General features: G+C 50.3%; 14 protein-coding genes and 1 other annotated feature (1 of these 15 cut by a window edge). Of the genes, 13 read left to right on the forward strand and 1 reads right to left on the reverse strand.

Going from position 1 to position 20,519, the window contains the following annotated elements; translation table 11 throughout:
- Positions 1-108: a binding site (T-box leader), on the forward strand; it begins 161 nt to the left of the window's first position.
- A 63-nt stretch (positions 109-171) separates the two neighbouring features.
- Positions 172-1,731 carry a lysine--tRNA ligase gene (gene lysS / locus ACOZB4_RS14400; RefSeq protein WP_379406423.1) on the forward strand — a complete coding sequence of 520 codons (1,560 nt, stop codon included), beginning with the start codon at positions 172-174 and terminating at the stop codon, positions 1,729-1,731.
- 81 nt (positions 1,732-1,812) lie between these two features.
- On the opposite strand, the gene ACOZB4_RS14405 is transcribed toward lysS, so the two are convergent.
- Positions 1,813-2,769: a GntR family transcriptional regulator gene (locus ACOZB4_RS14405; protein ID WP_379406422.1), complete on the reverse strand. Its 957-nt coding sequence runs from the start codon at positions 2,767-2,769 to the stop codon at positions 1,813-1,815.
- 148 nt (positions 2,770-2,917) lie between these two features.
- Here ACOZB4_RS14405 and ACOZB4_RS14410 point away from each other — a divergent pair, with 148 nt between their 5' ends.
- The 12 genes from ACOZB4_RS14410 (at position 2,918) to ACOZB4_RS14465 (ending at position 20,448) form a co-directional block, all read left to right on the forward strand.
- Positions 2,918-3,439: an HPP family protein gene (locus tag ACOZB4_RS14410; protein WP_215156132.1), complete on the forward strand. Its 522-nt coding sequence runs from the start codon at positions 2,918-2,920 to the stop codon at positions 3,437-3,439.
- A 768-nt stretch (positions 3,440-4,207) separates the two neighbouring features.
- Complete coding sequence (locus ACOZB4_RS14415; RefSeq protein WP_379406421.1) at positions 4,208-6,466, forward strand: hypothetical protein; 2,259 nt, start codon at positions 4,208-4,210, stop codon at positions 6,464-6,466.
- A gap of 18 nt (positions 6,467-6,484) precedes the next feature.
- Positions 6,485-7,678, forward strand: coding sequence for a HEAT repeat domain-containing protein (locus ACOZB4_RS14420; protein WP_379406420.1), 1,194 nt, complete (start codon positions 6,485-6,487; stop codon positions 7,676-7,678).
- A 43-nt stretch (positions 7,679-7,721) separates the two neighbouring features.
- Positions 7,722-9,089: a glycosyltransferase family 2 protein gene (locus ACOZB4_RS14425; protein WP_244878917.1), complete on the forward strand. Its 1,368-nt coding sequence runs from the start codon at positions 7,722-7,724 to the stop codon at positions 9,087-9,089.
- Between the two features lie 61 nt (positions 9,090-9,150).
- Entirely contained in the window at positions 9,151-9,957 is an 807-nt protein-coding gene (locus ACOZB4_RS14430; RefSeq protein ID WP_379406419.1) for a response regulator transcription factor, read from the forward strand.
- Positions 9,958-10,133: 176 nt separating this feature from the next.
- Positions 10,134-11,495 carry a nucleotide sugar dehydrogenase gene (locus tag ACOZB4_RS14435; protein ID WP_339292919.1) on the forward strand — a complete coding sequence of 454 codons (1,362 nt, stop codon included), beginning with the start codon at positions 10,134-10,136 and terminating at the stop codon, positions 11,493-11,495.
- A gap of 17 nt (positions 11,496-11,512) precedes the next feature.
- On the forward strand, positions 11,513-12,421 hold the full coding sequence (locus tag ACOZB4_RS14440) for a hypothetical protein (RefSeq protein ID WP_339292920.1): 909 nt from the start codon (positions 11,513-11,515) through the stop codon (positions 12,419-12,421).
- 426 nt (positions 12,422-12,847) lie between these two features.
- On the forward strand, positions 12,848-14,335 hold the full coding sequence (locus tag ACOZB4_RS14445; RefSeq protein WP_379406418.1) for a polysaccharide deacetylase family protein: 1,488 nt from the start codon (positions 12,848-12,850) through the stop codon (positions 14,333-14,335).
- A gap of 1 nt (position 14,336) precedes the next feature.
- Positions 14,337-15,650: a nucleotide sugar dehydrogenase gene (locus ACOZB4_RS14450; protein ID WP_379406417.1), complete on the forward strand. Its 1,314-nt coding sequence runs from the start codon at positions 14,337-14,339 to the stop codon at positions 15,648-15,650.
- A 19-nt stretch (positions 15,651-15,669) separates the two neighbouring features.
- Positions 15,670-17,541 (forward strand): glycosyltransferase family 2 protein, encoded by a 1,872-nt coding sequence (locus ACOZB4_RS14455; RefSeq protein WP_379406416.1) that lies wholly within the window; start codon positions 15,670-15,672, stop codon positions 17,539-17,541.
- 32 nt (positions 17,542-17,573) lie between these two features.
- Positions 17,574-19,331 carry a polysaccharide deacetylase family protein gene (locus tag ACOZB4_RS14460; RefSeq protein ID WP_379406415.1) on the forward strand — a complete coding sequence of 586 codons (1,758 nt, stop codon included), beginning with the start codon at positions 17,574-17,576 and terminating at the stop codon, positions 19,329-19,331.
- A gap of 28 nt (positions 19,332-19,359) precedes the next feature.
- Positions 19,360-20,448, forward strand: coding sequence for a glycosyl hydrolase family 18 protein (locus ACOZB4_RS14465; RefSeq protein ID WP_379406414.1), 1,089 nt, complete (start codon positions 19,360-19,362; stop codon positions 20,446-20,448).
- Positions 20,449-20,519 lie beyond the last annotated feature (71 nt).

Genomic DNA, 20,519 nt, shown 5'->3' on the forward strand with positions numbered 1-20,519 from the left:
GAGATAGGGTATAAGCATCGTGATGCCGTACCTGAAGAGGTGAAGATGGCGACAAATTCACAAACCGGGGTGGTACCACGAAGCGTTTATAAAGCTCTCGTCCTCAAGATGACAATCTTGCGGATGGGGGCTTTTTTTGGTTGATACTAAAAGTAAAGGCAGGGGATCAGAATGCATTGGTCAGAACAATGGGCAGATCTGTTAATCGAGAGGTTTCCTGACAAACCGACTCTGGTATGCGCAGCCGGCATCAGCCCTTCCGGGGCTGTGCATATCGGCAATTTCCGGGAGATCGTAACGGTCCATTTTGTGGCAAGAGCGCTGGAAAAGAGGGGCAGGGACGTTCGTTTTATTTTTTCATGGGATGACTTCGATCGGTTCAGGAAGGTTCCCGCGGGGCTGGATCCGGCGTTTGAAAAGTTTATTGGCATGCCGTACGTCGAGGTTCCTTGTCCGTTCGGATGCCATTCTTCCTATGCGGCGCATTATGAGCAGGAGTTTGAGGCTTCCCTGGCGGCATTCGGGATCCAGCCCGAATTTATATATCAAAGCCGGGAATATCAGTCTGGACGATATCATCCGTTCATTCTGCATGCGATCAAGCACAGGGCCGAGATTTATAATATACTGCATGCCTTCAAAACGGGCGGAGCCCATGAGTATGAGCGAAATAGTTACTATCCTGTAAACGTGTATTGTCAGGTATGCAGAAGGGATACCACCGTCATACAACACTTCGACGAACCCGGAGAGAGCCTGACCTATGCCTGCCAATGCGGGCATCAAGCCACCTTGCCGATCCTTCGGGCAAACAATATCAAGTTGCAGTGGAAAATCGATTGGCCCATGCGCTGGAAGATGGAATGCGTGTCGTTTGAACCCGGGGGCAGAGACCACTCATCTGAAACGGGCAGTTATAACGTAGCCAAGGTCATTTCGGAGAGAATTTTCGGGAATCCGCCACCGTCGTATGCAGCCTATGAGTTTATTCGGATCAAGGGGAATCAGGCCAAAATGTCCAGCTCGACCGGAACCAATTACACCCCAGGCGATCTGCTGAAAATATACCCGCCTGAAATCATCCTGTATATGTTCGCGAAATATCAGCCGGATGCTTCCTTCCATATTGGACTTGATGAAGACGTGATCCGCAATTACACCGAATATGAACGATATCGGAATCAAGATGGTTCCAAGCACATGAGCGGCGATATTCAAGCAACGCTGGAACTTTCCGGGACAGACGGAAAACCGGGGCCGACTCCGAAATTCGGCCAGATCTCCGGCATACTGCCGCTCGTGGATTTTGACCGGCAGCTTCTGCAGGAGGTTTTGCACCGAGTGGGCGAAAAGGTTGAGCCGGAGCTGCTTGAACCCATTGCACGGCGAGCTGAGCATTGGATCAAATACCATTATCCGCAAAAGCAAATCTCCGTGAACGAAGATCAGGACCATGAGCTGTACGGGACGCTGGATTCAGTGGAGAAGCAATGGCTTCATCACTTTTGCGATCTGTTGAAGGATGACAAGCTCGATGATGCCAGCCGACTGGAGAAGATTTATGCGATCTGCCATCATGATGACAGCAAGACGATGAGGAAAAATCAGAAGAGGTTGTTCGGTCTCATCTACCAGTTTGTCCTTCACCGCCATGAAGGTCCCCGTCTCCCGATCTTGATCCAAGTTGTCGGTGTACATCGACTGCTCGCTCTGCTGGATTTTCGGGAATGACACTTGGGTCAGCGGTCGGATGGATATATTCCAAAGTTAAAAACGCCCCTGTTTAACATTGGGCGTTTTTTCCTATAGAATTCAGACCATCTCTCTCAGAATGCTTTGGCTGCTTTTTTCCAGCGTCATAGGAAACATTTTCACTTTCCCGGGCGATAAGGCTAGAACCTCTTCATATGCGGCGGCAGATGCATAGACCAGATCAGATTCCTCGATTCGTTGCAGTAGGTCCTCCCGATTATCCAGTCCAGCCAAGCTGGCGTAGACCCCTTCAATACCGGCTTCTTCCATGCGGCTGGCCATCCACTGTGCACCTGCCTTACCCAAGCAGACAAAGCTGATATTACTTCCTGGTGTAAGCCGGGCAATATCAAGTAGGACCGACGTTTCCGCATTCGCGCCAATGACGGATACTTTTTTGTCGTATTTGCTGCATAGGGCCTTTACTTCGTTATCGTGGTTTAATGTCGTGATTATGAGGTTTGAGTACTCCAGTGCCTCGAATAAGGCTTGTTTTCCCGTCAACAGATCCTCCAGAAATACCGTCTTCACTTCGGCGCCCGTCATTTGCTCGATTGCTTGCTGATAAAAGGGATAATCATGTTCTTTACATTCGATGAACAAAATCCGCTGTTTCGTGTTCAGGACAGGCTCCTGCAGCAGCGTATAGGCGAGGGATGCGGCAAAGAACTCGCTCGCGGGGATGTTAACGGAGCTAAGCTCCTCCGTCGTTCGCTTTACCAGCTCATGCATGAGCTTTCTGCGAGTTCTGAGCTCTTCTACCTGTGCGTTGTTTAATACCTGCGTTCCTTTACCCTTATGCATCGAGACGATCCCCTCATCCTTCAACTGGTTGTAGACCAGATTTACGGTATTGCGGTTCAGTCCCAGCAGATCCGCCAGCGCACCGGCCGGAGGCAGCATATCAAAGGGTTCGATCTGTCCAATCCCAATCAACCACTTTAATTGCTCTTTGACCTGTGTGCTGACATTAAGGGTGGCGTGCGGGTCGACTCGAAGCATGAGTTTATGCGGCATAACGAAACCTTCTTTCCTAGTCAACTAGTAATTTAACTTTACATAATTATTTGTCAATTATCAAGAAAAGTATTGACATATATGGCTGTAAGTCATTATCTTATATATAACTAAATAACTAGTTAACTATGAATATCGGAGGGTTACGATGAAGGATCAGGCAGCAGCATATGTACAAAAAATGAAAGGTGGAGCTAGAAGTCCGTTGACCGTCCGTCCCATGAATATTGCCATTGGTTTTATCGGCGGCGCTATTTCCATCGGGTTATTAGCTCTTCTGACGTCGCTTGCAGAGAGTATTTGGATCATGGCACCTTTTGGTGCGAGCTGTGTGCTTGCGTTTGCGGTTTGGGATGCGCCGCTATCACAGCCAAGGAACCTCATTGGAGGGCATCTGATTTCCACTTTCACGGGACTTGTAACGCTTGAGGTTCTGGGGGACGGAATCTGGGCTATGGCCATTGGTGTGGGAGCGGCGATCAGCTTGATGGGCATAACCAAGACGACCCACCCTCCGGCTGGTGCAGATCCCTTGGTTGTCATTATGGCTGGCAGCGGCTGGTCATTCTTATTTACGCCGGTGCTTGCCGGCTCGGTCATGATCGTGGTTGTGGCTCTGCTCGTCAATAATGCGGTAAAGGAGCGAAGATATCCGACATTTTGGTGGTGAAGGCAGTTATTTCCTTGATAAATAAACGGTAATCATGGTAATATCTTCAATCTTATATCGTCAACAACAGACTCGGATCTACAAGGGACCGGGTCTAATTTATGTTGTTTGGCCGCGGATCTGAAATTTCCCAAACTAATTCATATACCACGATGCGAGGAAATCCAAACCGAAATCATAAAAAATAGGAGATACTTACCACTTGATCCCGGGTGTCAAATCTATAGAATATTACACAATCCCGGTACAGGACTCTATTCTTATTTTGTATAAAAGGTTAATATTGCCAAACCTTTACAGAATGCGGTTCTCAGCCGTTTTTTTATACGACTTTGGTATCAAATTTGTAATAACTATGGATAATGATGTAAAAATGACCGGAACTTTAGCAATTTTTCTGCGTTTAACCTTATGATTCACGAAAATTTTCTGAAAATCTTCGTCATCTCGCTGCGTTCCTCTGATGGACTGAAGTCATACGGTTCCAGCCTTATCGGGCTGCGATGCTTTCACTGAACACAACTAACATCAGGCTGTGAAGTTGTCAAATGACAGGGACGAGGAGGCAGCGGAACGCTTTATCGGGGGAAAAATGTGGAAGAGGTTTGTTTTACTTCTTTTTGACTACTATCGATATTGGAAAAGTTGGTAAAGAAGGAATATGGTATCGGGAACGCATCGGCTATACAATGACGAGTATGGCTCAGTCGTCATATGTCGGTGCAGCAACAAGCATGTCAAAGAAAGGGCAGGTGAGCAACGAAGACGATGAGCAGGCGAAAATGGTGGGTGATCGCAGCACTTTGCACAATAGTGCTTCTCTGCGGTGCTGCTGTAATTCAAGGATATCTACGGCCGTCATTAAAAACGTATGCGGATGCGGACGGCGTGAAAATGAAATTCAAAACAGAGGGAACCTCCTTTCTGGAATATGAGGATGACGAAGTTTGGAAAGAGGTTTTTGCCAAAGGCGTGAATCTAGGGGCAACCGTACCTGGACATTATCCCGGTGAGCTTCCGGCAACGGAGGAGGATTACCTTCGCTGGTTTAAACAGATTGATGACATGGGAGCGAATGTAATCAGGGTCTACACCGTGCATAATCCGGTCTTTTATTCTGCATTGGTGAAATATAACCGGGATAAAGGCGATGACCCCTTGTACTTCATGCAGGGCATTTGGTCACCGGAGGAGCAGCTAATCGAGCGTAAGGATGCGTATGACGAAGAAATCATCCAGACGTTCAAAGCGGAGATATCGAAGGCTGTTGCTGCTGTCTACGGTGATATCAACGTTGAGCCGAAGCATGGACAGTCGAGTGGCAAATATAAGGTCAATGCCGGCAAGTACCTAATGGCCTGGCATGTGGGAACCGAATGGGACCCTGCCATGGTCGATAACACCAACACGGTACATAAGGATGTTCCTCAGTATGAGGGGGCCTATTTCTCGGGGACGAAGGACGCAAGTCCCTTCGAGAATTGGCTGGCATCTTTATTGGACTATACAGCTGCCGAGGAGCAGAAGTATGGGTGGCAGCATCCGATGACATTTACCAATTGGGTCACAACCGATGTGCTTGAGCATCCGGGGGAACCGCTGTTTGAGGAAGACCTGGTGTCTGTCGATGCGAGGCATGTAGAACCGGTGAACTGGGATGCAGGATATTTTGCCGCATACCATGTGTATCCGTACTATCCGGATTTTTTCCGTACGGACAAAACATTACAGACCATTCCCGATGGGGATGGGGGGTACAACACGTACAAAGCCTACTTGCGAAAATTGAAGGCAGCGTTCGAGGATATGCCGATTATGGTCACCGAATACGGCGTACCGTCATCCATCGGTATTTCACACCATGGTCCTGGAGGTAAGGATCAAGGGGGACACGACGAAGCTGAGCAAGGCTCGGTTAACGTCTCGCTGACCCAGGATATTTACGACGAAGGTTATTCCGGGGCCATCTTGTTCATGTGGCAGGACGAATGGTTCAAGAAGACATGGAATACGATGCCTTTTGAAATACCGGCAGACCGCCGGGCATTCTGGTTGAATGTGCTGACGAATGAGAAGATGTTCGGTGTTCTTGCCATGCAGCCGGGCAAGGCAGAGCAGATCACGATCGACGGAGATCTCAGCGATTGGGATAAGGTCCCCGAAGGGGAAGTCAAGACCTGGTCCGGAACAGCTCCGGGCGTCAAGAGCATGAAGCTGACACATGATGAGGCCTATCTGTATATCGGGATGGAACTGGAAGAAGCATTTGATCCCGAACGTTCCAAGCTCTTTATCGGAGCAGACACGATCCCTGGCGGCGACATTCCCAAGAAAGAGCTAGCTGGACGAACGCTCAAAGGCGGGGCTTTGGAAACATTAATTCAGTTAGGCCAAGAGGATGAGTCCCAGGTCACCATAGCACCATCATACGATTTCCACAGCCGGTTGTACGGTAAGGAGGGATATTGGATGCTGCCAGGTGAGGAAGCCAAGGGGACCAAGGATGATCCTGTAGTGCCTGGAGGTTCGTTTCATTCCTGGAAGCTGGCCATCAGCCTGCTGATGAATCCGCCGGATACCCGCTTCTCCCATCCGTTTGTGGATGAGAGAGTAGGGATGCTGAAACGGGGGACCAGTGATCCGCAATCTCCGGATTTTAATTCTCTTACAGCCTGGCAGTATCAAGACAGATTCGTTGAGATGAGAATCCCTTGGATGCTGCTCGGATTCGGGGATCCGAGTTCGCTGCAGGTGCTGGATTACAGTCCGCTTCAAGACAAGCGTACATTCAGCACGATCACAGCGGAAGGTATCCGGCTGGCTCCGTGGATCGCACAGCGATCTAAGAACAACGGGGATTCAGCGTCAGGATCGGCGGAATCCATCAACCTGGAGGAGATCGAACCCTATACTTGGGAGCTGTGGGAAGCAACCAAGTACAGTGAACGATTAAAACAAAGCTATTATGATATGCAGGACATATACACCCGTCTGCCTGAAACGGAGCGGGAACCAGATGCTAAATAAAAGGAGGAGCCATCGGATATGTTTTCAAATTTAGAAATGGCATACGTCTTCGCCTATGTATGTCTCGGCCTTATTGCAGCCGGCATTATCCTGTTGTTCCAAATGAAGATCAAGCACAATGCCATACAAAGAGAAACGGAACGCTTAACAGAAAAACATCATGATTATTTTGTGTATGTGCAGAGTCATCTGCATGACGATACGACGCTGGAGCTTCCTCCGGGCAAATTGACATCGGCAGAGCGCCGAGTCATTCAAGCCAAGTTCATCGAGTGGATCGAGCAATTCAAAGGGGACGCCAGAGAGAAGCTCCTGCGCTTATGCCGGGAAGCCGGATTTGTGGAAGAGGAGATTCGGGCATTATCCAGCCTGCGGAAAGACCGCTGTATTGAAGCGGTCTACCGCCTTGGGGGGATGCGTGCGGAAGAGGCTGTGCCGCAGCTTCAGCATCTGATGAACCGTACGAAATATGGTCCGATGACCATCATCATTGCACGGGCGATTGCCAAAAGCGCAGTTCAGTCACAGCAAATTCGAGAAATGTTGTCCAAGCTGCTGTCCTACGATAAAGCCATTCATCATATGGCTGCCGATATTTTGCTTGAAACCCGGCTGGATTCGGCCAGCCTTATGCGCAAGCTCTTGGATGATCCCGATCCTGGACTGGTCAAGGTTTCGCTTGTAGCCATGTGGGGGCAGGCCATTCCGGCTGTCGTGCCGGCACTCGATCGATTGGTCGGATCCGAGGAAAAGGACGTGCGTGCGGAGGCGGTCAAGCTGTATCTTGGCTCCTACCCGGCCCTGAAGGATGATACCATTGCGGAGCTCATGAATGATCATGAGTGGGAAGTACGCGCAGCAGCGGCAAAAGCGCTGGGACGGCTTCATGCCGCAGGCAGCATTCCGATTCTGGCTTCCGCCTTGAAGGACGAGAATTGGCATGTGCGCAACAACAGCGCGGAGAGCCTGGCCATGTTGGGAGAACAAGGCTTCGAGACATTGTGCCAAGCCGCGTTGACAGGAGAAGGTCCGGCCAGGGAAACGGCCTTGTACCGGATCGAACGGATCATGTCCAACGAAGTCGAATACGAGCAAGTTGAGCAAATGGTGGCCTTTAATAAAAAGAAACTGGTGTACGATCGTTATTTCGGTGTTCAAACAAACAAACGGATCGGCACAGTTGCAGGAGTAGGAGGAGATTACACTGCTTAGAGATATCCTGCTCACTTACGGTATGGTGGCGATATATTACGTCATGATCGTTAGCGCGCTTTATTTTGTAATTCTGATGTTTTCTTTCAGAAATATTAAAGATATTTTCAGACGCGCGACGTATTCCAAATACAATACGCTCTCGGGTTCGGAACTGGTTCCATCGGTATCTTTGCTGGTTCCGGCCTATAACGAAGAGCTGACCATTGCGGAGAATGTCCGCTGTCTGATGACGCTGAACTATCCAACCTACGAGGTCATCGTCATCAATGACGGGTCCTCCGACGAGACGCTGAAGGTGCTGATTGAGGAGTACGGTTTGACACTGCTGCCCAATCCGGAGGTTCGCGGCAATATCAATACGAACAAGGTTCGCGGCATTTATTATAATCCGCAATACCCGCAGCTTTACCTCATTGACAAAGAGAACGGCGGTAAGGCGGATTCATTGAACGCGGGCATTAACCTGTCCCGTTATCCGCTGATTTCTTCCATCGATGCCGATTCATTGCTGGAGAAGGATGCGCTGATTCGGATGGCCCGCATGTATATGGAGAACCCCGAGGAAACGGTGGCCATCGGCGGGGATGTTCGAATCGCCAATGGCTGCGTGATTGAGAATGGAGAGGTTAAGGACGTATCCTTGCCGCGCCGGATATGGCCGATGTTCCAATCAATCGAATATATGAAAGCTTTCCTGGGAGGACGAATCGGGTGGAGTCATTTCAACGGACTCATCATCGTGTCGGGAGCCTTCGGCTTGTTCCGCAAAGATTATGTCATTGCGGTGGGCGGCTATCGAGGAGGTTACCCCGGGGAAGATATGAACATCATTATCAAGCTGCACCGCTATATGCTGGAAAATAAAATCAAATATCGCGTTTCCTTTTGCCCGGAAGCGGTGTGCTGGACGCAAGCGCCGGACAGCTACAATATTTTGTCCAATCAGCGCAAGCGCTGGGGACGGGGAAACTTGAAGAACATGATCGAGAACCGTGATATGGTGTTCAATCCGAAATATAAAGTCATGGGCTTGTTGACGATGCCCTACAACGTTATTTTTGAAGCGCTAAACCCTTACTTCAGAATTACGGGCCTTCTGGCTCTGCTTGGATATGTTTTGCTGGATATGACAAATTGGCATGTGCTGGTCGTGTTTGGACTCGTCAATTTTTTAAGTGGGTACCTGCTCAGCGTGGGCGCTCTCATCCTGGAGGAGATGGCCTTCCGCCGGTATACCAAATTGTCCGATCTGGTGAAGATGCTCCTCTTCTCGGCACTCAAATTCGTGGGTTACCACCAGTTAGGTGTGCTGTGGAGAGTGCAGGGGCATATTCAATATCTGCAAAACAACAATTCATGGGGTACCATGACCCGGCAGAGCTGGAAAGATAAGAACAAGGCTGCCTGACTTCAAGGCCCGGTTCATATGTAACAGCATCAAAATATAAAGAGAGGTGGGACCTACAGTTATGTCTCAATCCGCAACATTGCAACGCGTGCAGGCCTTTGATTTTTATGGCCGCCTGGAGGAGGAAGTGAGAAACCATAGCCATGGGACAGCATTGCTGTTTCTGTACTGTGCAGGCAATCCGTCCGAGACGGAGGCTGGGCTGGCGGAGGTTCAAAACTTTGTGGACCAGTTGTCCGGCGTGAATGGTGAGGTACTGCAAGACACCAATACCGGTGTATTGGCTGTTACCTTGCCAGGATATTCGCTGGATGCCGCCCATTATCAGGCGCTGCTCCTGAAGCAGCATCTGCAAGGCCGTATGGAGCAAGCAGATCCGCGTATTACGCTTGCCGCGCTTACCGAAGCGCCGTCAGCGTTGACGCTGAAGCAGATGGCGGAAGCGGCCAAGCTCAGCACCTCTTCGGATATTCATATATTTACGCAGGAGGAAGCAGACAGCGGTCAAAACCGCATTCTCATCGTGGATCAAGATGCCACGGTGAGGGAGTTTTTACAGATCCGCTTGACCATGCAAGGTTATGAAACACTTGAAGCGGTAGATGGTCTGGAGGCACTGGATCTTATCCCGAAATGGGAGCCGGATCTTGTGCTGACCGAGCTCAATCTGCATGGCATCGATGGACTGCCTTTCATTCATCATATCCAGCAGCTGGATGTGAAGGAACCGCCGAAAATTGTGGTATTAACCGAAAAACGTGTGGAGCAAACGATCAGCCAATGCTTCCAAAACGGGGTGGATGATTATGTAACCAAACCGTTCTCGCCGGTGGAGCTGGATGCCCGCATCCGCCGCTGCCTTCATTAAACACATCGTTATTAACGCTTTTAGTTTGATCAGAATTGATGAATGATACGTGATTACTTGAGCTGAGAGGTTCTTTAATCGCAAGGAGAGAGTTCAACAAAACGAGGTCTGTCTTTTGGCGAATGGGCAAAAGAAATAGACAAATAGACTATACATCCGATGGAGGTTGAATACTTGTGAATGAGGAATATGAAACTTTATTGAGTGCCATTGAGAATAAGAAAGCCGTTCTGGGTGTTGTGGGACTGGGCTATGTAGGATTGCCGCTGGCTGTAGAAATGGTAAAACAGGGATTCACGGTCATCGGTATCGATCTGGATTCTGACAAAATTGACCGAATTTACCGCGGCGAGTCCTATATTACGGACATCTCGTCCGAAGAGCTTGCGGCATGCATGGAAACCGGACGCTTTAAGCCGACAACGGATTACAGCATGATTGCTGTGATTGACGCGGTCAGCATCTGCGTGCCAACGCCGCTCAGTGAGAATCAGGACCCGGATACTTCCTACATTACAATGGTAGTCGATCAGCTCAAGCGCTTTATGAAGCCTAATCTGTTAATTACGCTGGAAAGCACGACTTATCCGGGAACCACGGAGGAACTGATTCAACAGCCGATTGAGAAGCTCGGTTATAAGGTTGGCCAAAACTTTTATCTGTGCTTCTCGCCGGAACGGGTCGATCCATCCAACAGCCGGTTCAATACACGGAATACGCCGAAGGTCATCGGCGGAACGACGGAAGCCTGCCTAAAGCTCGGCGAAGCGTTGTACAAGCAATACGTGGAGACGGTGGTACCCGTCAGCAACCCGAAGGTGGCGGAAATGTCCAAGCTGCTGGAGAATACGTTCCGTAGCGTGAATATTGCCTTTGTCAACGAGATGGCCATGATGTGTGACCGCATGGGCATTGATGTATGGGAAGTGATCAATGCAGCGGCAACCAAGCCGTTCGGATTCATGCCGTTCTATCCGGGACCGGGCATCGGCGGCCATTGCATCCCGCTGGATCCCATGTATCTGTCCTGGAAGGCCAAGGGCTTTCGCTTCTATAGCAAATTCATTGAGCTGGCACAGTCCACCAACGATAATATGCCTTACTACGTGATCAACAAGGCGGCTACGATTCTGAATGAATATGCCAAATCGATCAAGCGCTCCAATATCCTGCTGTTAGGCATGGCTTACAAACCGGATATCAGCGATTTGCGTGAATCTCCGGGTCTTGAAGTATATGAACAGTTCAAGGAAAATGGTGCCTATGTGGATTATTACGATCCGTATGCCCACAGTTTTGTGGATAAGCAAGGCGGGACGATTCACAGCGTGGAGTATGATCTTGCGAAATTCAGCCGTTACGATTGCATCGTCCTCATCACAAACCACAGCAATCTGGATTATCATTCAATCGCTTCGACCGGTGTGCCGATCTTAGATACGCGAAATGCATTTAAAGCGTTCGCCGAACCTCATATTTACAAGATCGGCCATTCTGTTCAGCATGTAGCTGAGCCGGGTGAGGCTGTCTTGATCTAATGAAATGGACGAGAAGAATGAGGCCTATACATGCAAAAGCGAAGTGGATCATCCTGGTTGCCGGCATCTGTCTTTTGCTGCTGATCCTTTTTCTTCTCCCGTCAGGCAAGGTGAATCAGAACAAGGCTACATGGCTGTGGGATGCAAGTCTGATCCGAAGTGAAACGGAGGAGATTGTAGCCTTTAGCGGCAGTGAAGGCATTACAACGATCTTTTTGCAGATTCAACAAGAGGTGACGGACGAGGAGTACCGCCATTTTGTGGCCGCAGCACATCAGCAGGGCATCAGTGTTCACGCCTTGAACGGTCAGCCGGATTGGGCTTATGAAGAAGGCCGGCGAAAAGGGATGGAGCTGCTGACCTGGCTGGAAGCGTACAATCGTACGGCTGCGCCTGAGGAGAAATTCGAGGGCGTGCAGTTCGATGTCGAGCCCTATGTGCTCCGGAGATGGGGCCGCGAACAGGCACAGGTGGTGGAAGAATGGAGCGCAAACATGGAGGTTTGGGTGCAGGAGGCGAAGCGTCAGGGGCTCTCGTTCAGTGCGGCCGTTCCATTCTGGCTGGACAAGGTACCTGGACCGCGCAGCGCGGATGCTGACTCCTTCAGCCGCTGGATGATCCAGAACACGGACGCGATTGCCGTTATGGCGTACCGGGACAGCGGGGAGCAGATGTATGAGTTGTCCAAGGAAGAGCTGGAGCAGGCGGATGAACTCGGCAAGTCCGTCTGGATCGGCATGGAGCTCGGGGATACGGAGGAAGGCGAGCATCTGACCTTCTTTGCCAAGAGCGAACAGGAGATGGAGGACGAAGCCCTGCGTGCCGCCAAACTTGGCAGCGACCATTCCTCCTTTGCGGGAATGGCCGTCCATCACTACCAAGCTTGGGTTCATAAACGAACCGCGATGGCTGGGGAAGAGCCTTGATTTGCATGAGATTCCATTATGATTTCCAGGTTAAATGGTAACAGCATGAACAACATGAATCATTCACTATTCAACATACCTTCGAAGGTCTTTATAGACTTTCGGAGGTATTTTTTTTGTCTGACAGGGGGGGAGGCCCCGGTTTGAAACGGAAATTGTTTAGAAATTGTATAGAACTGAATTCTATAATGTGAATCATCAAGCGGCAAGGGGTAAGAGTCGGTTTTGAAAAAACATGGGACAACGGATTACATAAGCTGGACGACCGGGGTTCGTTATTGTAATTCAAAGATATGAAAATGATGAAAATCTATGAATATTTCTAAAAAGTTATAGCAATTATGATACGTTGGTGTTATATTCTATTGGTTTATTCAGGAAGGGCTTTAAGAAAAACCCTGTTTGAAATTTAAAAGGAGTATCCAGATGAAAAGAGATTCTAGTAAAACCCGAAAGTTATACATACTTACGAGAATGACCGGACTGTTGTTAACCCTGACGTTATTGGGTGGCTGCGGTCTTTTTGGAGGTAAGCAAGCTCCCGGCGATGAGACGGGCGGTTCGACAGCGACTGTTCAACAAGTGGAACGGTATACGGGAGAGAAGAGTAGGGAAATCCCGTTTGTTTACACGGCCAGGAAAGAACTGGCGCTTACCTTTAACGGCATGGGCGATAAAGCGACCATGATGGCCCTGATCGATGAGCTTGATGCGTACGGAATCAAGGCGACCTTCTTTCTTCCGGGCATCCGAGTGGCGGAGGAACCGGACATTGCCGATGCCATTTTGTCCAGAGGCCATGAAATTGAGAACAATACGCTCAATCAGCTCGATATGAGTCAGCTTGATTACGATCAGATCTATAAGGAGATCAAGCTTGCGAACGATGTCATTGAGCGGGAAACGGGCGTCCAGCCCCGCTATGTTCGGACACGCTCCGGCGATTATCCGGAAGAAGTGCCACTGGCAGCCGCGCATCTCGGGATGAAGGCTGTTGTAAGTTATAACATCAATCCTAAGGACCGCAACATGCAGAGTGCTGAAGAGATTGGAGAGTATGTGACCAGGTTCATCTCCAGAGGCGGCATTATTTCCATGAATACCGACGTCAATCCGGAAGTGATATCTTCTATTAAATACATCGCCCAGGCCGTGGACGATATCGGTTATCGATGGGTCACGCTGGATGAGCTGGTGCGAAATGGCGGCGAGCGAAAACCGCTCGAGTTAATTCCGGGATACGACGCTGCGAGAATGAACCCGGATTATGAACAGGCGAAATATGAACTGGTTTATAAAGTCAATACCAACAAAAAAGAAGTTGCCCTGACGTTTGATGATTTCGGAAGCGACAAAACGGTAACCCGCATCCTTGATATTTTGGAGGAGCATGATGTGAAAGCCACCTTCTTCCTGCGGGCCAAAGGAGTGGAAAGCAACCCGAATTTGGCGCGGGCGATGGTGGAAGGCGGACATGATGTGGCTAATCATTCCTACAGTCATCCCGTCGTGACATCGCTAACGCCCGAAGAGCTGCAGAAGGATGTCGTCAAGGCCCACCAGGTCATTACGGAGGCCATACAGCAGCAACCTGTCATGCTGTTTCGTCCGCCGACCGGTGTGGTTGATGATGAACGGGCCAAAGCGCTGGCGGCTACCGGTTATCCGGTCATTGCGATGTATGATGTGACGACGCTGGATTGGGATGTTTCCAATAGTGCCGACGATATTGTGAACGGGGTAATGACAAAGACACAACGGGGAAGCGTCATTTTGCTGCATATGCTGGATGACATTCATACCATTGAAGCTCTGCCAAGTGTACTGGAAGGGCTGAAGAATAAAGGATATACGTTTGTAAAAATGGCGGACATGATGCAGCTGCAGGACAAAGCCGCAATGGAGATGGAATAAGATGGAATTATATGAAAACATGCTGGACCGCGTAGACAGACTGGCGGTCGTCGGTCTTGGATATGTAGGCCTGCCGCTGGCGGTCGCATTCTCAAGAAAGCTGGATGTCATCGGCTTCGATCTGAGCGAGGCCAAGGTGCAGCAGTATCGCTGCGGATTCGATGCTACTGGTGAGATCGGAGATGCTTTGCTTACGAACTGCACGGCTGCCTTCACTTCGGATCCGGACAAGCTTAAGGAGGCTCGCTGCTTTATTGTGGCTGTTCCGACACCCGTGAAAAGCGGAAATGTCCCGGACCTGAAATTCGTGCGCAATGCCAGCCGGTTGGTCGGCCGCGCATTGACCCGGGGAGCGGTTGTTGTGTATGAGTCAACGGTATATCCGGGCGTTACGGAGGAAGTGTGCATTCCGATTCTCGAAGAGGAGTCCGGCCTGCGCCTGGGCGAAGATTTCAAGGTGGGGTATTCCCCGGAACGGATCAATCCCGGAGACCAGGTGCACCGGCTCGAGACCATCGTGAAAATTGTGTCCGGCAATGATCCGGAGGCGCTGGAAACGGTTGCCAGTCTATATGAGCTGATCATTGATGCGGGGGTCCACCGGGCGGAAAGCATCCGGGTGGCAGAAGCGGCCAAGGTTATCGAGAATGCCCAGCGCGATATCAATATCGCCTTCATGAATGAGCTTTCCATGCTGTTCAACCAGATGGATATCGATACGAATGCCGTGCTGCGGGCAGCGGAAACGAAGTGGAATTTCCTCCCGTTCCGGCCGGGGCTCGTTGGTGGTCATTGCATCGGAATTGATCCTTATTATCTGACGTATAAGGCCGAGGACACGGGATATCATTCCAAGATTATTTTGGCCGGGCGGCATATCAATGATGGAATGGGGAAATACATCGCCCAGCATGTCATTAAACTTGCGGTTCGCCATGGTATTAATCTGATGAAGGCGAAGGTGGCGGTAATGGGTCTGGCCTTTAAGGAGGACTGCCGGGATATCCGCAACTCCAAGGTCATCGATATTATCCGGGAGCTGCAGGACTACGGGATCCAGCCGATAGTGGCAGACCCGCACGTAGACCGACATCAGGCATATGAGGAATATGGTATCGAGCTGTCGGACATGAGTGAACTGAGAGACATCCAGATTGCGGTGGTCGCTGTTGCTCACCGGGAGTTCAAGCAGCTTGGGGTTGCCGAATTCAAGGACATGTTTAGCTCTGCAGAGGCGAAGCTTCTGATCGACGTGAAGGGAGCTTATCCAAAAACCGAATATGAAGCGAATGGCTTTCATTATTGGAGTTTGTAGATAACGATGGGAGAAAGCAATGAGGATTATAAAAAGAAAGCAACCGAAGATCACCAAGGAAGTTCTTGCGGTTCCGCGTACAGATAGACGTACTCTTTCCTATGTACCCGATCCGGAGCGGATCCGTTTGAACGCGGACCGAAGAGGCAACCGAGCACAGCAGCCTGGGGATGATGTGTCCAGCTCTGAATATTCAAATAAGCTGCGTATGCTCAGCTTGCGTTATGAAGCGGAATTCGAAGTATGGATCGTTCCCAAGGGGAAAAAGAAAAAAGCAGGAATTAAGGGACAGGCTGCCGATATTTCGGCCACCGGCCTGCTGCTCAGGCTGCCGGACGACGCTTCTGGCCTTGAAGTGGGTGACACAGTAAAGGCCCGATTCCGTATCCCGCCGGGCTCCATGCCCGAGGGTTTCGAATCGGCCGTAAGGATGGATGCAAGCGTCGTTCGTCGGGCCACGAATTCGGCAGAATCTGGTGAAGAGCATATGCTGGCCTTAGAATTTGAGAAGCCGCTGACGGAATATTTTCAGCGCAAACGGTGGGGCTATTCCGTGTATTCTGCCAGCGCCTTGATGTTCATGGCGGTGCTCTTCATCATACTGATGCGGGCCGAGAGCATTATTTATTTCAAATACAACATGGTGCTGTATTTGTACAGCTTAATCGCAGCTCTGTTTCTGCTGACACGCTACCTGTTCGGGGCGTTATATCGCGATGTGCCGATCAATCCGGATTATACACCGGGGGTTTCGATTATCATCCCCTGCTTCAATGAAGCGGATTGGATCAAACGTACGATTCTCAGCTGTATTAATCAGGACTATCCGGTAGATAAGCTGGAGGTCATTGTCGTTGATGACCGATCGACAGACCAATCGGTACAGCAGATCAAGGATATGATTGAAGTGATTCACTCCGAGGCGGAGCGTTACGCTACCCGCGAACGCTTGTCCTATACGGTGCTGCCGGAGAATGCGGGCAAGCGGGTCGCGCTTGTCAAAGGTGTGGAGATGGCGAAGCATGATTTGGTGGTCTTCGTGGATTCCGACAGCTTTCTGGACCCGATGGCGATGCGCCACCTCGTTCAGCCTTTTCAGGACCCTAAGATGGGTGGCGTTGCCGGCCGAACGGACGTCGAGAATAAATATACCAATAACATGACGAAGCTGCAGACGGTCCGTTATTATATTGCATTCCGGATCATGAAAGCGGCAGAGTCTTGGTTTGACAGCGTGACCTGCCTCTCGGGCCCGTTATCCTGCTATCGAAAAGAGCTCATCATGCAGCATGCGGACGCCTGGCTGAACCAGAAGTTTTTGGGCAGACCCGCCACCTTCGGGGATGACCGAAGCATGACAAACTTTATTTTGAAAACACATCGTACCGGTTACCAGGATTCCGCCATATGCTCGACAATTGTCCCTTCACAGATGAAGGTGTTCCTGAAGCAGCAGATGCGCTGGAAGCGCTCCTGGCTGCGCGAGTCGCTCCGGGCCGGAAGTTTTATTTGGCGCAAAGAGCCGTTTATGGCATTGTTTTTCTACATAGGCCTGATCGTGCCGATTGCCGCGCCTGTGGTGGTTGCCTATAACTTGATGTACGTGCCGATCGTTCATGGCATTTTCCCAGGGACTTTCCTGATGGGCTTGCTGCTGATGGCGCTGCTGATGAGTCTTGCCCACCTGCTGTTTCGCAAGAGCAGGCTCTGGGTGTTCGGCTTCGTGTTCTGTCTGTTCTATGAATTTGTCCTGTTATGGCAGATGCCGGTGGCCTGGTTTACCTTCTGGAAGTCGACATGGGGGACCCGGGAAACGCCGCAAGATATTGAAGCGAGAGAGAAGAAGGAAGCTCGCAAGCGCAAAGGCAAAAAATTCGGATTACCGTTCTGATCGTGTCAAAGCGGTTGAAGTGAGGATGACAAATGGGTAAAAAACGAAATGCAGCCCTCAATGTTCAGCGAAAAAATCGCCGCAAAATCATCAAAGTTACGGCACAGGTTGTTGTATTGGCCGTAGTAGTCGTCCTGCTGGCGAATGCAATTTTCGATTTTCGCACCTATAAGGAGCCGGACAAATCAGCCTGGCGTCAGGATCAGGGCTTTATTGCGCTATCCTATTTTGGAGTCGGTCGCACCGGGACATCCAAGCTCGTATCCAAGAGCCAGCTGGACGCCCAGCTGAGGGCTTTATATGAACAGGGCTACACTACGATTTCGCAGCAAGATATTATGGATTATTATCGTAATGGCAAGAAGCTGCCGGATAAAGCGCTGTACCTGTCCTTTGAAGATGGACGGAATGACTCCGCACTGTTTGCGCAGCCGCTGCTGGAGAAATACAATTATAAGGCCACTTTCCTGTCCTATGCCAACAAAATGGGCAACAGTGAACGGAAATTTCTGCAGCCGAAGGATATGCTGAAGATGACCCGCACCGGTTATTGGGAGCTTGGGACCAACGGCAACCGGCTGACTTATATTAATATTTTTGATCATGAAGGCCGTTATATCGGCGTTAAGGACGAAAGTGAACTGACCAGCAAATCCAACGTGGAGTATTACAACCACTATTTGATGGATTTTATACGTGACGAGAATATGATTCCGCTCGAGAACCGCGCGGAGATGGAAGAACGGATCCAAGCGGACTATGAAGCGATGAATAAGGTTTACACGAAAGCGCTTGGTTACGTTCCAGGCACGTATATGATCATGCACGCCAATGCGCTGGGCGGAGGCATGAATCAGCTTGTAGCCAATGCCAATACGGAGCAGATTCGGCAGTTGTTTGGGATGAATTTCAACCGGGAAGGAATGGCCTTCAACTCGAAGGATAGCGATCTTTATAATCTGACTCGGGTCCAGCCTGCCCCTTACTGGTCTACCAATCACCTGTTGATGAAGCTGCACAAGGACCAAGGACAATCTATGCAGTTTGTGCGAGGGGACAAGCAGCAGGCCGATAAGTGGGAGCTGCTTGGCGGAGCGGCTGAATTTGCGGATAACCGTTTCGTGGTCACATCGCCTCCGGCACAGGCAGGGATCGTTTATTTGAAGGGCGGCGAAGAGTCTGACATAACCGTCTCGGCGAAGGCACTCGGTAATGTGGTAGGACGGCAGTCCATCTATGTCCGTTACGACCGGACGAAGGGCTCTTACTTAAGGCTTCTTCTGGAGAACAATAACGTGGTGGTAGAACAGAAGAGAGCGGGTCAAGCACCCGAGGAGCTGTTCACCTATTCCTTGCCGAAGGTCGAGTGGGGGGAAGAGGACCTGCAATTCGATAAGGCATCGGTATATACCAAGGAGCAGACGCAGTCCGGAGACCGGGATGATGAGAATGAGTATCCGGTCAACATACTTGGCAACCGTTGGCTGGAGATTTCGGTGAAAGGCCATTCCCTGTCCGTGAGTGTCGATCAACAGTTGATTCTGGATCAGCAGTCTGTGGATGTTTCGATTGGTGCAGGGGGCGTGGCGTTTGAATCGCAATATCATGAGCAGAATGAGAAAGATGATATTTATGACGCTGTTTTTGAAGATGTCACCATTAAATCCGAGCCTGCGAGCGGTGATATGAAGCTGCTGTTTACGAACAAGCCGTCCGGACTGACCGGTGTCCTGACAGGCGTGCAGAGAAGTTTGAGCCGGGCGGTTGACTGGGCTGTGGAGACTTTTTAAATTCGGATAGCGTAGGACGTGAACAAGAATGAAGAATCGCAGGAGGAAATGGGCAGGAGCTCTGGTACTGATGGCTTTGTGTGCTGCTGTCTCTTTCTGGTGGCTGCGCACCGAAGAGCAGGAGAAAGCGCTGCAGGTTCAGTTACCGCAAACGGGAGTGAAGCTGTCTGCCTGGATTACGGATTGGCAGTGGAGGACGGGCATTACGGATCTGAAGCAGCTTGGTAGTGAGCTTGAAGAAATCCATTTTTTTGCAGCTTACTTCAATCATAAAGATGAACTCCATTTTACTTCGGATTTTCGGGAGGGGCTGCCTGAGTTTCTGGAGATTTCCCGGAAAGGGAAACAGCTTCGCCGGGTACTGACCATCGTAAACGATCGCTTTGATACCGATGGGACGGCGGACCAGAAGGATCCAGAGCTCATCTCCCGGATCGTGGCTACTCCGGAAAGCCGCAGCCTGCATATCGGGCATATTCTGGCTGTGGTATCCCAGCATGGCTTTAGCGGTGTGGAACTGGATTACGAGAAGGTACGCAAGGAAGATTGGGCGAATCTTTCCACTCTGTACAAGGAGCTGTATGAACGTTTACAAGCGGAGGGTTTCTCTCTTCGAATCGTGCTGGAGCCGGGGATATCCCATTCATCCTTTGAGCTGTTGCCGGCAGGTCCGGATTATGTCCTGATGGCATATAACTTGTACGGAGGGCATAGCGGACCGGGGCCAAAGGCGGATCACGCCATGATAAGGAAGCTGGCAGATAAACTGCAGGGGATTCCGGGAGACCATGCCATCGCATTGTCGGTTGGCGGGTTTGACTGGGCTAATAACGGCAAGGTTGTCTCTTTAACGGAAAAGCGTGCGGTGGAACTGGCGCATTCCATCTCGGACAATCCGAAGCGGGATCCGTCAAGCGGTGCCCTGTATTTTGAATATACGGACGACCAAGGTTTCGGCCATACCGTATGGTATGCGGATGGAATGACCATTGCCGGCTGGATGGATACGGCGAGAGACGCGGGTATATCGAAGATTGCGATCTGGCGGCTAGGGGATATGGAAGAAGATTCGTTGCAACAGTTGAAAGCTTATCATCAGCAATCCAAACATAAGTGAATGTATACGAAAAATAAGGACATCCCATGGCTCCAAGAAGCCGCTTGGGGTGTCCTTTTGCGTAAGGAATG

The organism is Paenibacillus sp. NPDC058898, from assembly GCF_049316025.1.
Taxonomy (GTDB): Bacteria; Bacillota; Bacilli; order Paenibacillales; family Paenibacillaceae; genus Paenibacillus_AQ.

Coding starts and splice junctions, on each gene's coding strand:
- lysS (WP_379406423.1), top strand. CDS start 172: ATGCATTGGTCAGAACAATGGGCAGATCTGTTAATCGAGAGGTTTCCT.
- ACOZB4_RS14420 (WP_379406420.1), top strand. CDS start 6,485: ATGTTTTCAAATTTAGAAATGGCATACGTCTTCGCCTATGTATGTCTC.
- ACOZB4_RS14410 (WP_215156132.1), top strand. CDS start 2,918: ATGAAGGATCAGGCAGCAGCATATGTACAAAAAATGAAAGGTGGAGCT.
- ACOZB4_RS14460 (WP_379406415.1), top strand. CDS start 17,574: ATGGGTAAAAAACGAAATGCAGCCCTCAATGTTCAGCGAAAAAATCGC.
- ACOZB4_RS14405 (WP_379406422.1), bottom strand. CDS start 2,769: ATGCCGCATAAACTCATGCTTCGAGTCGACCCGCACGCCACCCTTAAT.
- ACOZB4_RS14425 (WP_244878917.1), top strand. CDS start 7,722: ATGATCGTTAGCGCGCTTTATTTTGTAATTCTGATGTTTTCTTTCAGA.
- ACOZB4_RS14415 (WP_379406421.1), top strand. CDS start 4,208: ATGAGCAGGCGAAAATGGTGGGTGATCGCAGCACTTTGCACAATAGTG.
- ACOZB4_RS14445 (WP_379406418.1), top strand. CDS start 12,848: ATGAAAAGAGATTCTAGTAAAACCCGAAAGTTATACATACTTACGAGA.
- ACOZB4_RS14440 (WP_339292920.1), top strand. CDS start 11,513: ATGAGGCCTATACATGCAAAAGCGAAGTGGATCATCCTGGTTGCCGGC.
- ACOZB4_RS14450 (WP_379406417.1), top strand. CDS start 14,337: ATGGAATTATATGAAAACATGCTGGACCGCGTAGACAGACTGGCGGTC.
- ACOZB4_RS14455 (WP_379406416.1), top strand. CDS start 15,670: ATGAGGATTATAAAAAGAAAGCAACCGAAGATCACCAAGGAAGTTCTT.
- ACOZB4_RS14430 (WP_379406419.1), top strand. CDS start 9,151: ATGTCTCAATCCGCAACATTGCAACGCGTGCAGGCCTTTGATTTTTAT.
- ACOZB4_RS14465 (WP_379406414.1), top strand. CDS start 19,360: ATGAAGAATCGCAGGAGGAAATGGGCAGGAGCTCTGGTACTGATGGCT.